Annotated in this window: 12 protein-coding genes; all 12 read right to left on the bottom strand. The window is 54.3% G+C overall.

Features of this window, described 5'->3' with window-relative positions; translation table 11 throughout:
- Window positions 1–5 precede the first annotated feature (5 nt).
- Window positions 6–3,173: a DUF3427 domain-containing protein gene (locus tag CIK95_RS07870; RefSeq protein ID WP_158215111.1), complete on the bottom strand. Its 3,168-nt coding sequence runs from the start codon at window positions 3,171–3,173 to the stop codon at window positions 6–8.
- A gap of 425 nt (window positions 3,174–3,598) precedes the next feature.
- Complete coding sequence (locus CIK95_RS07865) at window positions 3,599–3,901, bottom strand: hypothetical protein (RefSeq protein ID WP_094466714.1); 303 nt, start codon at window positions 3,899–3,901, stop codon at window positions 3,599–3,601.
- Complete coding sequence (locus CIK95_RS07860; RefSeq protein WP_094466713.1) at window positions 3,885–4,811, bottom strand: LysR family transcriptional regulator; 927 nt, start codon at window positions 4,809–4,811, stop codon at window positions 3,885–3,887. The genes CIK95_RS07865 and CIK95_RS07860 overlap by 17 nt, the downstream gene beginning before the upstream one ends.
- A 4-nt stretch (window positions 4,812–4,815) precedes the next feature.
- The gene (locus CIK95_RS07855; protein WP_094466712.1) at window positions 4,816–7,278 is read right to left on the bottom strand and encodes an FAD-dependent oxidoreductase; all 2,463 of its coding nucleotides are present in this window, start codon (window positions 7,276–7,278) and stop codon (window positions 4,816–4,818) included.
- A 27-nt stretch (window positions 7,279–7,305) separates the two neighbouring features.
- Window positions 7,306–7,602: a thioredoxin gene (gene trxA / locus CIK95_RS07850; protein ID WP_022311533.1), complete on the bottom strand. Its 297-nt coding sequence runs from the start codon at window positions 7,600–7,602 to the stop codon at window positions 7,306–7,308.
- A gap of 273 nt (window positions 7,603–7,875) precedes the next feature.
- Window positions 7,876–8,922 carry a 4Fe-4S binding protein gene (locus CIK95_RS07845; protein WP_094466711.1) on the bottom strand — a complete coding sequence of 349 codons (1,047 nt, stop codon included), beginning with the start codon at window positions 8,920–8,922 and terminating at the stop codon, window positions 7,876–7,878.
- Between the two features lie 66 nt (window positions 8,923–8,988).
- On the bottom strand, window positions 8,989–9,486 hold the full coding sequence (locus CIK95_RS07840) for a hypothetical protein (protein WP_094422817.1): 498 nt from the start codon (window positions 9,484–9,486) through the stop codon (window positions 8,989–8,991).
- A 37-nt stretch (window positions 9,487–9,523) separates the two neighbouring features.
- A complete protein-coding gene (locus CIK95_RS07835; protein ID WP_094466710.1) occupies window positions 9,524–11,548 on the bottom strand; it encodes a YgiQ family radical SAM protein in 2,025 nt (674 codons plus the stop codon).
- A gap of 11 nt (window positions 11,549–11,559) precedes the next feature.
- Window positions 11,560–11,880 carry a hypothetical protein gene (locus CIK95_RS07830; RefSeq protein WP_094466709.1) on the bottom strand — a complete coding sequence of 107 codons (321 nt, stop codon included), beginning with the start codon at window positions 11,878–11,880 and terminating at the stop codon, window positions 11,560–11,562.
- Window positions 11,881–11,906: 26 nt separating this feature from the next.
- Window positions 11,907–14,792, bottom strand: coding sequence for a fibronectin type III domain-containing protein (locus CIK95_RS07825; protein WP_094466708.1), 2,886 nt, complete (start codon window positions 14,790–14,792; stop codon window positions 11,907–11,909).
- Window positions 14,793–14,818: 26 nt separating this feature from the next.
- Window positions 14,819–15,376 (bottom strand): 1-acyl-sn-glycerol-3-phosphate acyltransferase, encoded by a 558-nt coding sequence (locus CIK95_RS07820; RefSeq protein ID WP_022311539.1) that lies wholly within the window; start codon window positions 15,374–15,376, stop codon window positions 14,819–14,821.
- A 7-nt stretch (window positions 15,377–15,383) separates the two neighbouring features.
- Window positions 15,384–15,656 (bottom strand): hypothetical protein, encoded by a 273-nt coding sequence (locus tag CIK95_RS07815; RefSeq protein WP_022311540.1) that lies wholly within the window; start codon window positions 15,654–15,656, stop codon window positions 15,384–15,386.
- Window positions 15,657–15,789 lie beyond the last annotated feature (133 nt).

Raw genomic sequence — 15,789 nt, 5'->3', positions numbered from 1 at the left:
CTGCATTATCCTATAGCTTTATATTGACTCGCAAAGGCGTAAGTCGATTCAGACATAGGCGTGGCGAGATGCCACACTATCTGCATGGGTTTAGAACCCTCGATGCTCTCCATTGTGACCTGACCAAGATAGGTAAATCCCATTCTGCAACCATAATCCGGATGTTCCACCTGTTGCCTTACAAACAGGAGCATGTTATTCTCGCCATTACGGTATGCCTCTGCCTCGCGACTCCCCTCACGCACACGATTCTGGGTTTCCCAATGGAAAAACTCACGGTTTTGGGCATAATCTTTATATGCAGTCAGAGAACCCTCTTCGCGCTTTTTGATAATATCCACATACATCGCCTCGAGTTTTATATCTTTCAGGCGCTCCATGCCTTCCCGCGAAGGCGACTTGCGGTCTATCGTTGATAGTCCGAGTGCCGCCTGTATCTGCGCTTTAGTGTATACCCCATGCAGATGCAGTGGATTCCATTCGTTATACACTGAATTGTCAACTTTTTCCGGTGCAGAGCATCTGTCACGCAGATAAGAGACGACCTCCTTGAATTCCTGAACAAACAGTTTATCGGAAGCCAGGTCGTCAAACATTGTACAGATACCGTCATAATTACCCGCCTTGTCATACAAGTCATAGTAGAGCATCACTGCGCAACGCTTTTCCTGTTCAGAGAATTCCTCTGTATTACATTTGAATCCACAATCGGCAAAGCGCAACAGCTGAGTGAAGTATGAGAACGAATCTGTAGCAAGCCATTTCTTGGTCACTGCATACTTAATCTGCCCTGCGTGCACAGACACCGATTCCTGCACACCCGCCAATTGGCACAATTCGCCCCACGTCAGGGCACCATACACCTTATGAAATGGCACATGGCTATAAGCCAGAAAGCCCTTGAGCGAGAAGTTACCCTTGCAGGTCTTGTGGTAGGCCAATATTTCCTTGACGACACGACTGCGGTTCAGACTGCGCAAGTAGCCATCAATATTAGCGATGATTTCCTCTTTGGCCTTTCCTTCCAGAATAATCTTGCAACCTATAGGAGCATTGGAGAATCCACCTTCAATCTCATCCTTTATATTCCGCGAGCGCCGGCCGATCAGGGCCTCAAAGCGCTCTTTATAACTGAACTCGGCACGCGAATGACCCACAAAGTCAAGGACCGTAAGATGGTCCTTGCCACTATGCAGACGAAGCCCGCGACCAAACTGCTGGATAAATACGGTAGCACTCTCGGTAGGACGCAGAAAGAGGATGGTGTCAATCTCAGGTATATCGACGCCCTCATTGAAGAGGTCAACCACAAAGAGGTAATTGATGCGACCTTGTTGAAGTTGCTTCCTCACAAGTTTGCGATGATAGTCATTGTCATCACTTGTAAGCACATTCGTTTTCAATCCTGCCAACGTAAACTTGGCATTCATGAACTTGGCATGGTTCTTATCCACACAGAAACATAGCGCCCGCACCTTGTTCAAGCGGCTGTTCCCGATATACTGCTGCATTTTCTTCAAGATAAGACCGGTGCGATAATCGTTCTGCGTATAAATGCGTGAAAGTTCGGCAACATCATAACCATGTCCACTCCATTTCACCTCCGAGAGGTCTACATTGTCAGGAATTCCATAATAATAGAAAGGTGCGAGCAGACCTGCATTGAGAGCGGCAGGCAGACGAATTTCCGCCGAGATGTGACCATCAAAGTATATGGTGATATCTTCCTGGTCGTTGGTTCGTTCGGGGGTCGCAGTCAAGCCAAGTAATATCTTGGGAGTGAAGTTGGTCATCAATTTGACGTATGTCGGTGCTATAATATGGTGCACCTCGTCGACGACCATATAGTCATAATAGTCTTTTGTGAGTTGCAGACTGTCCAAACGATTACGCAAGGTGTCCTTGCTCGCAAAGACATGCTGGTAGCTGGACGGTTCGTTGTTGCCATCCCACACACTGCCGAAGTTGGGATCTTCGAGCACAACGCGGAAAGTCTGCATAGCCTGTCGCAGTATCTCCTGCCGATGAGCGAGGAAAAGGAAATGACAATCGGGATGCTCCGCACGATAGCGTTTGAAGTCGAAGGCTGCTATCACCGTCTTTCCTGTACCCGTAGCAGCCACCACGAGATTGCGGTAATGCCCATGTACATGGCGTTCGACATCCAGTTTCTCCAGAATTTCCTGCTGATAGTCTTTCGCACGCATCAGGTCAAGAGCCGAGAAGTCGAGCAAAGGAGCATCCCAGTCTGCCCCTAAGGCTCTTTTCAGTCTTTCGTCGCTTACACCAGGCACGAAATCTTCAAATGTATCATCACGCCAATAACTTTCAAATGAATTGCGCACCTCTTCTACTACCTGAGGCAACTCAAACTGGGTGGCTTTGAAGTTCCATTCTTTACCGTCTTTCAAGGCGTAATGAGAGAGATTGCTCGAACCTATATAGGCAGTATGAAAGCCAGAATTCCGGAGGAATATATAAGACTTGGCATGAAGGCGGTCCTGCGTTCCATCATACGAAATCTTTATCTCGGTGTTACGCAGAGTGGCCAAACGGGCTATGGCATCGTAATCTGTAGCGCCCGTATATGTCGTCGTGATGATACGCAGCCGTTTCCCTGCACTGGTGAACTTCCTCAGACTGTTCCAAAGCAGGTTTAGACCACTTGTCTTGATAAAGGAAACCACCCAACATATCTCATCGGCACAGAGAATTTCGCGATTCAACTCACTCTCCATATCTACACGACCTCTGCCACCACCGAAGAAGAGGGCGCTACGGCTTATAGAAGTAATAGGCGTAATGGCCTTGAGATGCTTCTCGATATCAGGATATTCGCAGTTAGTCCGGTCTACGACGGCTGTAAGTATATTCTTCTGAGCATCAATCAGGTCAAGTTCGGAGTCATCTACATTGAACTCTCTACCCAAGGTTTTGATAACCGAATTGACGAAGTCGGTATATCTGTCCGTTCCAAGGTCTTCGGGGCATCCTATAAACGCGATTTCAATAAGGTGCTGCAAATACTTGCTGAGTATATTGACAGCATCATCTTTGCCTATCGGCTTCTTGCCAATGTAGAAACGGTGGGAATCTACCTCGTTCAGTTTCTGCTGAAAGAGGCGATTGATAATCTGGTCATAGACTCCAGTTGGGATATTCGTGTGTGGCATAGTTGTATGATAAAGATGATAGTGGCGTGATATGTATCGTGCGTCATTAGCCTTCGTAGCTTGGTGGCTCACCTTGGGGTATTGTGCCTCAAAGTTATAGCCTTTTTTGATAAAAAACGAAGAAGTGGGATGAAAAATGTAGTTTGGCGCATTATACTTATGACTGCAAAATGTCATTTCGGCCATTAGGCGACCATCGTGTGCTGCTCGAGGCGGAGGGACAAAGCGGAGGGAATGACGGGGAATATCGCGGAGATGGCGATAAAGGGGAAATCGGGGTTTGATTTAATCGTTTCGCGGCGTGATATGATTATTTCGCGGTTGTATTTTTCTGTTTCAGAGTTTGAAGTCTACTTGTAGAGGCACTCGGGGAAGATGGGTGAAATGACGGAAGACACCACTGCTACGCCCTCTTCAACAGCCGTTCAGCCGTCTACAACAGCCGCCCTACCCACTACATCATCCGCCTTGCACACTACAACATTCGTCCCGCCCTCGTCTACATCAACACGTCCCACGTCTACATCAGTCCTGCCCTCGTCAGCATCCGCCCTACCCCAATCCGCATCCGTCCAGCACTCGCCAGCCATCACCCCGCCCCTGTACACGACGCCCATAAACGGGAGCGCCGCAAGGGTGGTCTGCCGATTGGTGTCGGTCAGAGCCTCCCTTGCGGCGCGCTGAAAGACGGGATGGATGGTGGCGGCAAGCCTACAACTTGATGCCATACTTGACGATACCCTCGCCGAGCATGCCAGGGGGCATAAACTGCTTGAGAGCATCGGTCACGGTGTTGAGCATGCGCTGCCTGATGTAGTCGGCCCTAATGTAGAGCGACACGCGGCGCTGCGAGAGATAGTCGCCATCGATGGGCCGCACGTTCTGGCGCTGCTTGTCGCTGAGCAGGGGCAAGTGCATCTCGGGCACGATGGTGAACCCGCCGTTCTCGTCGACGATGTGCACCAGCGTGTCTATACTGCCAGCCTCGTAGATGTGGTTGCCCTTGGTGCGGGCTTTACAGAACGAGAACGCACTGTCGCGGAGACACTGCGCATCGCGCATCACCCACATGTTCTCGTGCTCCAGATTGGACGGCTTGAAAATGGGCAGCTTGCGCCAGCAGCTCTCTGCCAGATAGACATAGAACCGCTCGGTGTAGAGGGGTATCTCGAGCACTCCATCGCGCACGTTGCCCGAGATGGCGATGCCGGCGTCGATCTGACCGCGCAGCAGGGCGTCGACCATGTGGTCGGCCTTGAGATCCTGGATAGACAGCTGGACCGAGGGAAACATCTCGCGATAATGGCGGATAAACCGAGGCAGGATGTAGGGCGCTATGGTGGGGCCCACGGCGAGGGCAAACACTCCGCCTATGCGCCCCTTGTCCTCAGCCACTATTTCGGCAATGCGGTCTATCTCTGCCAGAGCGTTCTCTGCCTGGCGCACGATCTTCTCTCCTGCCGCCGTGGGCACAACGCTGCGATTGGTGCGCTCAAAGATGCGCGTGTCGAGTTCTTCCTCCAACTTCTGCAGCATGGCGCTGAGCGTGGGCTGAGAGACATGGCACGACTCAGCCGCCTTCGCAAAGTTGCGAAAGCGGTTGACGGCGATAATGTATCTTAACTGTTGCAAGTTCATAGGCTCAGATAAACAGATTGACATTGGCACGGTCGGCGCGCTCCATATAGGTGGCCACTCCGCCCACGGTGACATGGTCGAGCAGCTCTTCGCGCTTCACGCCCATCACATCCATCGACATCTGGCAGGCTATGAACTCCACACCATTGTCGATGGCCTGCTGCCGCAGCGACTCGAGCGAGTCTACGCCCTTGCGGGTCATGATATGGCGCATCATTCTGGCGCCGATGCCCATCATGTTCATCTTGGAGAGGGCGAGACGGGTGGAGTCGGAAGGCAGCATCCAACTGAACATACGCCCGAAGAGGTCTTTGCTGACCTTGGGTTTGTGCGCCTTCTTGATGGCGTTGAGTCCCCAGAAGGTGAAGAAGATGCTCACCTTCTGGCCCGTGGCTGCGGCTCCGTTGGCGAGGACAAAGGTGGCCAGCGCCTTGTCGAGGTCGTCGCTGAAGAGGATGAGGGTCTTGCCCTGACCGGTGGGCAGAGAGCGGACAGACTCTACGGCGCAGGCGGTAGACTTCTCTATCAGCGCGGTATAGACTCCGCCCTCGGCACGTCGGCCCAGGAAGCGGTGGCCCGTGGTGTGGCACCATGCCTCGGCATCGCGTGGGAACGCCGCATCGGTGGCCGTCACCTCGAGTCTGTCGCCGGGGGCGAGGGTGTCGATGGCCTGCTTGAGGCGGAGGATGGGGCCGGGACACTGGATGCCGCAGGCGTCGATGCGCACCACCGCCTTCTCGGCAGAGGCTGCCTCGGTGGGCGATGCGCTATCTCCAGCGGCAGCGAAGCCCTCGGGAGGGGCAATACGGGCGGTGGCGGCACGATAGGTCTTGAGTCCGCCTATCAGATTGCGCACCTCGGCGTAGCCATTGTCCTTGAGTATGTTGGACGCGAGATACCCGCGCAGTCCTATGCCGCAGAAGAGCCACACCGGACGGCCGGTTGGGATTTCGTCCATACGCTCTCTGAGGTCGTCGAGCGGTATATTGACGGCGCCGTCGATGGTGCCCAGCGCATACTCGTCGGGCGTACGCACATCGACGAGGGTCACGCCCGTGAGGTCGGCATCGCGCAAATCGCGCCAGTAGAGTGGCGACATCTTGCCACTGAGTATATTGCCAGCCACATAGCCCGTGATGGCCACGGGGTCCTTGGCCGACGAGAAGGGCGGCGCGTAGGCGTGCTCCAGACGGGTAAGGTCGGCGACGGTGGCTCCCTGCTTGATGGCGAGGGCATACTGGTCTATGCGCTTGTCGACGCCGTCGTAGCCCACTATCTGCGCGCCATAGATCTTGCCGTCGGTGGGCGAGAAGGTAATCTTGATGTCCATCTGCAGACTGCCGGGATAGTAGCCGGCATGGGCGCCGCTGTGGATGGTGGCAGAGAGGTAAGGGATGTCCATCATCTTGAGCCGCTTGGCAGGCAGTCCGGTCGAGGCTACGGTCAGGTCAAACACCTTGGCTATCGAGGTGCCTATGGAGCCTTCATACTTCACCTTGTTGCCCATCACCATATTGTCGGCCACGATGCGCGCCTGTCGGTTGGCGGGTCCGGCGAGGAAGTTGAGCCAGGGCTTGCCCGTGAGGGGATGGGGAAACTCGATGGCGTCGCCCACGGCGTAAACATCGGGGACCGAGGTCTGCAGATAATCATCGACCCAGATGCCACGCATCTCGCCCAGGCGTATGCCGGCTGTCTGGGCCAGTCGGGTCTCGGCTCTCACGCCGATGCTGAGCAGCACCATGTCGGCCTGGAGGCTGACGCCCGACTTGAAGTGTACGGTGAGCGAGCCGTCGTGGCGCGAAAAGGCGTCGACAGCCTGCTCCAGATAGAGTTGCACGCCCTGCTGCTGCAGATGCTCGTGGACGAGCGACGCCATCGAATAGTCGATGGGCGCCATCACCTGGTTGGCCATCTCGACCACCGCCACCTGGGCTCCGGCGTGCATGAGGTTTTCGGCCATCTCGAGTCCTATGAATCCTCCACCCACGATGACGGCACGCTTCACATCGTGGCCGGTCATATAGGACTTGATGCAGTCGGTGTCGGCCACATTGCGCAGCGTGAAGATGCCCTCGCTGTCGATGCCCGGCAGCGGCGGCACCACTGGCGAGGCTCCGGGAGAAAGCAGAAGCTTGTCGTAAGACTCGACATACTGGCTGCCGTCGGCGGTGCGCACGGTCACCTGGCGGCTGGAGGGGTCGATGGCGATGACCTCGCTCAGTGTGCGCACATCTATATTGAACCTGCGGCCGAACGACTCGGGCGTCTGCACAAACAGACGGTCACGGTCGGCGATGACACCGCCTATGTAATAAGGCAGTCCACAGTTGGCATAAGAGATATAGGCTCCTTTCTCGATGAGGATAATCTCTGCTTTCTCGGTCAGGCGACGTATACGCGCGGCGGCAGTGGCTCCTCCGGCCACTCCACCTATTATAATATATCTCGGGGGTTGGGTCGTCATAGCGGTAAGGGTTGGCGGGTGAATAGTCTATTGATACTTGGCGATGGTGGCTTTGAGGTCGGCGAGCGACATGGCTCCGCTCTGTCTCCACTTCATCTCTCCGCTCTGGAAGAGCATCAGCGTGGGTACCGACTGGATGCGCATCTGCATGGCGGTAGACTCGTTCTTGTCGATGTCGACCTTGATGACGCGGATGCTGTCGCCGAGTTCCTTCTTGAGTTGTTCCAACACTGGGTGCATCATCTTGCATGGTCCGCACCAGGTAGCGTAAAAGTCAACCAGCGTGAGCTGGCTGCCCTTGATAATGTCTGTTAAGTTCTCCATATCTTTATTGTTATTCGTTATTGTCAGATGGTGCAAAGATAGTGCAAACCGAACGCCATAAGCTCGCTTAATGGCTGAGGTGCAGCCTATCTTCTGCAAAGATAGATATATAATTATAGACAAACAAATGAATTTATCTATATTGTCATAGACAATAACTATAATGCTAACAATAATGATTGTAGAATGGGTGGGGAAACGCGTGGGGCTGGACAAAAAAAATCCACACCCAGCTCGACGCGTCGTGACGGTACAAGCTGGGTGTGGAGCGGCCTACTTCTGCTTGAGTAGTGTACCCGTGGGGCACATGAAGCGGCAATAGGGACGGGGCACGAAGACGGAGGTGAGCAGGATGACTACTGCAAAGACTATCACCACGACTCCGGCCGAACTGAGGACAAAGGCGGTGAATGGCTCATAGTCCATCCACTCGAAGCCTACGCCCAGGAGCATAAGGAGCATAAGCACGCTCCACAGGACGACCTTGAAGAGGGTCAGGCGATGGGCTGCCTTCTTGCTGAGGGTGAGCTTGCGGGCTGGGACCTTGAATGCCAGTTCCTGCGCGGCACCGAGAGGACACAGGTGGGTGCAGTAATAGGCTCGGCGTCCGAAGAGGGGATAGACAAAGGCTGCCACCACAAGGAGCATCGGAACGACGAGCGACCAGGAGGTGAGTCCGTTGGACATGAGGTTGACCAGCATCGTGTAGCTTACAAATGTTCCTGTCCAGAGTCCCAACAATACGATGTCGAGCACCAACTGGACGAGCCTCATCTTCTTGTTGCGTACCACGAGGGGCACCGTCATTCCGAGGATGATAACCAGGAGCGCCACAATGGTCTTGAGCGACCACGACATGGCGCCGTCGGCTGCGGATGCATTGTGGGCGGAGGCATAGGCCACACCTCTGCGCACATTGGAGATAAGCGACTGAGACGAGAAGGTGGCTCCGCTCACTCCATCGACTTTGGCAGACAGCGCCTCATTGACGGTCTTACCCTTATAGGCATCGAGCAGACCGACTGCCTCACCAAAGAAGTCGGGGCTCTCGACATTGGGCAAGGCGACAATCTTCACCACCACATTGTCCAGGACATAGATGTCGAGCGGCGTGGTTCCGGCATAGCCCTGCACATCCTGGGCAAGCATGGCGGTGTGCACCACCAGCGTGTCGCCCGCCATAGTGAGCGTATCAGTAGGGGCTGTGGTTGCCTTGTTTTCTAACTCATACCCCAAGAGCCGATGGTCGCGTCGTACGGACACCACGGCTATCACCGCCATACAGGCGATGAAGGTCAAAATGCGACGTAGTATTTTCATTTTACTTGTTATTTTTACAACGATAATGCGCAGCCCGCCAGGGGTCATCTCGGGCAGCGTATGGGTTTACGGGGTGGCCGCCAACTGATACGCCAGCCGCTCATCGCCCATCTCGGTATGGATGATACCACAGTAGATGAAGGCGTATTTGGCTATGAGATGGCGCATGATATGGTTATCGCGGTGGGTATCAATGCGGAGGTCGGTCTGCGCTGCCTGGCAGTGACGCATCACGGCATCGAAGATGCCATGGACATGAGGTCTGCCGGCGATACGATGAATGACGTGATAAGGGGCGTCATTGAGCCACGCGCCGTGATAGATGTGGCGATAGGTGGGGTCAGGGCCAGGACGGAAGACAAAGTAGCCCACGGCGTCGCCATTATCTCCAGTGACGAGCCAGGCATCGCCACGGGCAATGTCTTGACAGATAACGTCACGGGAGGGATAACCGTTGACCCACTGATGGGTATTGCCACTCTCCTGCATGATGGCACATGCCCCGTGGATGATGAGCATGATGGCATCGGTATCTGCAGGAGTGGCAGGTCTTATTTGCAACATATTTATTATGGTAAACGTATGAGCCGCGACCACACCATCAGGAGTCGCGACGATGGTTCCTACGCCCGTCGGCAGGTCTGTTCTTCCTGCTGCCGTTAGGACGCTGGCCGGAATGGTTGAAGTTGGGATTGAACGATGCTTTCTCGTTCGGTTTCTTCTTCCTGGACTTCTGGGGATAATCCAGGCGACTTCCGATGGCCTTGTCGTCATAGACGGCATGACGGTTGGCAAAGCCCGTGCCGCTGTACAACTTGCCGATGAGGTCTGCACGCCCAATACGACGCAGTTCGCGCTCAATATTGGCACGTTCGTCTTTTTTATACCAAAAGAAGAACTGGCGCTGGGCAAGTTTCTCACGCTGGGTACGGGCGCAGAAGACTGGTTCAAGCGTGTATGGGTCGTAGCCAGTATACCATGCTTCGGTGCTGACTGTCATGGGAGTTGGCGTGAAGTCCTGCACCTGCTCCAAGTGGAAGTCGAGGTCTTTGGTGATGACGGCAAGCTCAGCCATATCTTCTTCCTGGCAACCTGGATGACTGCTTATGAAGTAAGGGATTATCTGTTGCTTCAGATTTTCTTCCTTGTTGATGCGGTCAAAGATACGTTTGAACTCATAGAAGAGCTGGAACGACGGCTTGCGCATCTGATAGAGCACCTTGTCGGAAGTGTGCTCGGGCGCGACCTTGAGCCTGCCGCTCACATGGCGACAGATGAGCTCACGGGTATAATCGCGGGCAGCCTTGTCAGACTTCTCGTCGCCCGAGCGGTGCAGCAGCAGGTCGTAGCGCACACCGCTGCCGATGAAGCTCTTCTTGATACCGGGCAGTGCATCGACCGCATGGTAGATGTCGAGCAACTTGGAATGGTCGGTATTCAGATTGGGGCAGATACGAGGATGGATGCACGACGGACGCTTGCACTTGGCACAGGCGTTTTGGTTTTTGCCATGCATGCCATACATGTTGGCCGACGGGCCGCCGAGGTCTGAGAGATAGCCCTTGAACCCTGGCATCTCCATGACCTGCTTTACCTCACGCAGAATGCTCTCCTTGCTACGACAGGTGATAAACTTGCCCTGATGGGCAGAGATGGTACAGAAGGCGCAACCACCGAAACAACCACGGTGGATGTTGACAGAAAACTTAATCATCTCGTAGGCAGGAATAACCTTATCCTTATACTTGGGATGAGGCATTCGGGTGTAGGGCAAGTCAAACGAAGCGTCGAGTTCTTCGGTCGTCATCGGCGGGTAAGGCGGATTGACGACAGCGCAGGTATTGCCTACCGCCTGTATAAGCCGCTGGGCGTGCATCTTGTTTGACTCTTCCTCGATATGGCGGAAGTTCTCAGCCTGAGCCTTCTTGTTCTGCAGACACTCTTCATGACTGTGGAGCACGATATCGTCGTCGCCTACCCCACCGGGGATATCGCCCTCACGACAGAGATAGACGGTCTGGGGGATGGAGCGCAACTGGTCAAACGGGGTACCACCTTCGAGCTGGCGGCATATCTCCACAATAGGACGCTCGCCCATGCCATAGACGATAAGGTCGGCGCCCGAGTCGCAGAGGATGCATCGGCGCAGACTGTCTTGCCAGTAGTCATAGTGGGTGAGGCGTCGCAGCGAAGCCTCAATGCCACCCAGCACCACGGGTACATCGGGATAGAGCTGTTTGAGTATCTTGGTATACACTATCGAGGGATAGTCGGGGCGCATACCATGACGCCCGCCGGGAGTATAGGCATCGTCGCTACGCAGGCGACGGTTTGCCGTATAGCGGTTGACCATAGAGTCCATGGCACCGGGCGAGATGGCGAAGAAGAGACGCGGACGACCCAGCTTCTTGAAATCACGGTAATCACCATGCCAGTCGGGCTGGGGAACGAGGGCCACGCGATAGCCCTGCGACTCGAGCACACGACCGATGACAGCAGCGCCAAACGAGGGGTGGTCGACGTAGGCATCACCCGAGAAAAGGATTACGTCCAACTCATCCCAACCACGCAGCTCACATTCCTTCTTGGTAGTTGGGAGAAAATCAGTAAGTCGGTATTCTTTCAATGCGGCTTGTTTTAGGATTCAGTTTCTGTTTGCTGGTCTTGCTTGCTGACCCAGTCGATATAGAGCAGAGTGAGCTGGTGCAGACCGAAAGCCTTCATATTGTTATGGTATATCACGTCAAGACACAGGTCGAGCAGCGCCTTGTCCTTGCCGGCCTCAGATTCGAGCAGGGCACGCAAGGTGAACTTGAGTTTGTCGAGCACGGTTTCGTCGATGATACCCGTACTGTCGATGAGGTTCTTGAGCAGCGCATATTTACTGATGGTCTGCAGATGCTCTTCGCTCACTTCTATACTTCTTGTTCCCGTGGGGTTTGCTTGAATTTTATACATCATAATAAGGAGTCTTATAGGGTTGATTATTGTTTCTGTAGGAATTGCATTATCCCCTGCATCAGCAGGTTTCGCGTGGCTGGCAACTGTATGCACTCGAAGGGGAAGCCCATGACAAACGACTTGTAGGCCGCCCCATCGTAAGCCACAGCAGCCGAGGTGCCGTCGGCATACTGCATAGCGCAGTAGGCCTGACCTTGGGGGTGGAGTATTTCGACATGGGTGGCAGCGTAGTGATGACGGTTGAGACGGCGACCGATGTCAAACGTCATACCCAGTCCGTTGATGGCAGGCTCGGCTGTGACGCTGTCGGCGGGATGATACTCCAACTGCAGTACCGATGACAAGAACTGCTGTTCAGCGTCGTTCTGCATATCCGAGCCTATGTACGAGCCGCTCACAAGCAGCCGCCCTCCCTGTTGGGCATAGGCTCTGAACATCTCTTGCCATGCCGGGGTGAATGTCTTGTAGTACTGCACAGCATAGGGGGTATAGCGCTGCATGCCGAGGATAAGGTCTACACAGGAGTAGTCGGCGAGCGCCACCTTGCGGCCGTCGATGGAAGCACGGTCACAACTCACCACATTATATTTATGCCCCGAGGCTATCGCCGAGGTATGGGTAGCGACATAGGAGAAATCATTGCCAGCCACGAAGAGCCCAGCCATCTCTTCGCCGCCATATCCCAGTCCGGTGGGACTCTCGACACCCATACGGTTCACGTTGAAGCAGGTCTGCCGTCCGTTCCACGCCGTGAGTCCATAAGAGACGCCAGGGTCGGCATCGAGGTCAAAGCCCTGTCGGCGGCCGTCGTCGACGACCTGGGGTGCCGACAGGCGGTCAAAGCCGTTGACCACGAGCACTGTCTTGGCTTCTGCCGACTCGTAGAGGGCCGACACGATGGGCGAAGCAAAGCTCTCGCCGCCGTCGTTGATGGCTGTCACCTTGAAGTCGTATTGGGTTCCAGGTTGGGGCGTCATGGTGTAGGAGGTGCTGCTTACCACCGTGCCATTGTCAAACCCTCCCCCACCGCTGCGGGTATATACCACATAGGCAGAGGGCATCGCCGTGCTCTCCCGTGGGTCTGTCTGCGCCTCCCATGTCAGCGTGATTTTTCCCTGCCGGTCTATCGATGTGCGCAGGCTCCTTGGCGCCAGAGGCTGTACGGTATAGCGTGTGCCGTGCTGGGCGGCAGTATATTTCAGTATGGCCTTGTATATCGAGCGGGCAAGGGTAAACTTGAAATTGGGGTCCTGGGCGTAAGCCATATCAGGGAAGTTCTGGTGGGAGAGCGTCTCGAGTATGGCCGAGGGTATCTCGGGATTGCGGGTTTCAGAGTAGTTGCGGTCCCAGAGATAGCGCACCACCCAGCGTCCGTATTTGGCTTTGAGGTCGGCAGAGATACCGTCAAGCAGATTTTTGGCAAAGGTATTCGACACACTGCGGGGTATACCGGCATTGAGCACTCCCTCGTTGTTGCCTGTGGTGCAGATAGCCAGCGACCCCACGAGGTCTTTGCCGTTGTAGCTGTAGCCGGCATCACTGTGCACGGCGAGCGACAGTTCTATCGGCACATTCTTGCCCACCTTGTAGGGCATATACACCGAGCCTCCAGCCAGCCAGTTGGTGGTAAGCGGACGCACGTTGATGTCGTCGGCATAGTCGTCGGCACCGTCCTTGGTGCTATAGATGGCATAGGGCACTCCCGACCACTGGGCACAATAGCGGGCAGCCTCCATAGCGCGAGGCATGCCGCTCGTGGTGCCGTTGCGTTCGATGTTACCCATACCGCCGCCAAAGCGCACGGCATCGGCAGTGACCACACCCTTGCGCGAAGCATGGTTGGTCACGACCACACGGTTGTACTCGTTACAGCCTTTGTCAAAATCGAAGGTACCCAGATAGACCCATGTGCCGCCACCCATCTGCTGGTTGACGCGGAAACGTGTCTCCTGCCCCTTATGACAGACGATATACTCGGCATCGTCCACGCTCTTCTCTACCGTCTGGTAGCTCACATAGACTGCATATCTTCCCGCCTCGGGGATGTCGGGCGTATAGGATATGATGCTTATCTTAGACTTGCTCTTCGTGGTTTTCACCTGTCGGGCTGTACCCTGGATGAAGGGATTTTCGTGGTCGGAGTAGAGGCCGTCATGGAAACTGAACCCCGGCTTCTCCGTGTCCTTCCACTGACGGCTGCCCGTGCCCACCTCTTCATATTTGGCTCCCAGCGACGAGCGGTTGTTGTCGACGATTACCTCATTGGGCTGCCAGTCGCGCTCTCGGGGAGTAAACACGTTGGCGCCCGCATTCTCAAGCATTGGTATGAGATAGGGCACCACGATGGTGGGAGTAAACAGGTCTTCGGTCGTAGCAAAGAGACTGGGTCTCTGCCAGCGCCACCGCCCCTTCTTCTGGTCGTAGAAACGGCCATGGCTGGCATAGACCGTGAGATGACGGTTGCCCAGACCGCGGCTGATGTCAAAGGGACGCGACACATTGCGCACCCAGGCATTGCCCTTATAATCGATATTGCCCCACGCTCTGACAATAGAGTTGGGGTCTGCCATATCACCATCCACCATCAGGTCGATGGTAACGCCATTGACGGCTATACGTATCTTATATGTATCGTAAGGTGAGGGAAGAATACGGCTCACCTTACGATAGATTTTGGAGACCATCTTGGCCGTAAAATCCTGTGCCGCAAAGGCATCGTTGGCGGTGATGGTCACTATGCGCTGGCGGTTGTCTATCCTGTAGCTCTTCATGCGCGCCTGGGCATATCCTGTGGCAGCATCGAACTTATAGTTGAGGAAATAGTCCTTCAACCGACGCTCGGTAGCAGCGTCCAGCAAATTGTCCTGTGCATATACACTGACGGCGCAGCATAACGCCAGCGCCACCATGACCAACCATCTGTGAAAGTTAACTGTCAATCTATCTCTCCTATACTAAACTGTTCTGGTTTCTTGCCTTTTACATCCTTGAAATATAGCTTTATCTCACGCATATCAGCGTCTATATCTCCCGAGGGCATGATGCTGCGCGTACAGCGTATCTCTTTATGCTCGAAATCGAGCGCATATAGCAGTATGGGAATACCTGCCTTGAGGGCAATATAGTAGAAGCCCTTCTTCCAGTCGGGGTTGAGCGAGCGCGTACCTTCGGGAGTGATGCAGAGGCAGAAGTCTTTGCGCCCCTTCGCAGCCTGCGCCAGCGTATCGGTCATGCTCGTATTGCGGTCGCGATATACGGGTATGCCGCCCAAGCGTCTGAACAGCGGACCCAGAGGCCAGAAGAACCACTCTTTCTTCATCAGAAAGTTGGTCGTACGACGCTCTGCCAGACCGAAGAGCTGACCGATGACAAAATCCCAGTTACTGGTGTGGGGAGCCAGACATATAATATATTTGGAGGGATGTTCGACAGTAATTATTGTCTTCCATCCCATCCTTTTATACAGTATCCAGCGTGCTAATTGCTGTAACATTGTCTCCTTATTGTAGCGCGTTGAGCTGGTCGACTATCTCAGCCACTTGCTTGTTGAACTCATCAATGATAAACTTGTAGTACTTCTTCGGTTTGATGCCCGGTTCAGGGAAAGACACACGACGAGTGAAGTCAGAATGTATCTCCAGAATAGACGCGAAGATAGGGTCAATCACTTCCTTGTTTTTCTCAGGGCCGTAAAGAGAAGCTGCTACTCCTTCGGCGAAAAGAGCTGTGCATACATTGTGTATCGCACGCTTTAAGTCTCGTTTGCTACTCATTGTTGTTGTAATATTTGAGCCAAAGATAATGCAAATCGCAGAGAAAACAAAATATTCGGTCACTTTTTTTCATTTTTCTGTCTTTATCGCCACCATTGCCGTCGTTGAGCCAGATTAAGAAAAAGACAGCCCG

It is taken from the genome of Prevotella sp. P5-108, from assembly GCF_002251385.1.
GTDB lineage: Bacteria > Bacteroidota > Bacteroidia > Bacteroidales > Bacteroidaceae > Prevotella.
Note: the sequence above shows the minus strand (reverse complement) of the source record. Positions and strands in the feature narration are given on the sequence as shown.

Excerpts from the sequence above, each read along its gene's own strand:
- CIK95_RS07825 (WP_094466708.1), bottom strand. The coding sequence starts at position 14,792 with ATGGTGGCGCTGGCGTTATGCTGCGCCGTCAGTGTATATGCACAGGAC.
- trxA (WP_022311533.1), bottom strand. The coding sequence starts at position 7,602 with ATGGAGAACTTAACAGACATTATCAAGGGCAGCCAGCTCACGCTGGTT.
- CIK95_RS07820 (WP_022311539.1), bottom strand. The coding sequence starts at position 15,376 with ATGTTACAGCAATTAGCACGCTGGATACTGTATAAAAGGATGGGATGG.
- CIK95_RS07865 (WP_094466714.1), bottom strand. The coding sequence starts at position 3,901 with ATGGCATCAAGTTGTAGGCTTGCCGCCACCATCCATCCCGTCTTTCAG.
- CIK95_RS07840 (WP_094422817.1), bottom strand. The coding sequence starts at position 9,486 with ATGTTGCAAATAAGACCTGCCACTCCTGCAGATACCGATGCCATCATG.
- CIK95_RS07855 (WP_094466712.1), bottom strand. The coding sequence starts at position 7,278 with ATGACGACCCAACCCCCGAGATATATTATAATAGGTGGAGTGGCCGGA.
- CIK95_RS07830 (WP_094466709.1), bottom strand. The coding sequence starts at position 11,880 with ATGTATAAAATTCAAGCAAACCCCACGGGAACAAGAAGTATAGAAGTG.
- CIK95_RS07845 (WP_094466711.1), bottom strand. The coding sequence starts at position 8,922 with ATGAAAATACTACGTCGCATTTTGACCTTCATCGCCTGTATGGCGGTG.
- CIK95_RS07815 (WP_022311540.1), bottom strand. The coding sequence starts at position 15,656 with ATGAGTAGCAAACGAGACTTAAAGCGTGCGATACACAATGTATGCACA.
- CIK95_RS07870 (WP_158215111.1), bottom strand. The coding sequence starts at position 3,173 with ATGCCACACACGAATATCCCAACTGGAGTCTATGACCAGATTATCAAT.
- CIK95_RS07860 (WP_094466713.1), bottom strand. The coding sequence starts at position 4,811 with ATGAACTTGCAACAGTTAAGATACATTATCGCCGTCAACCGCTTTCGC.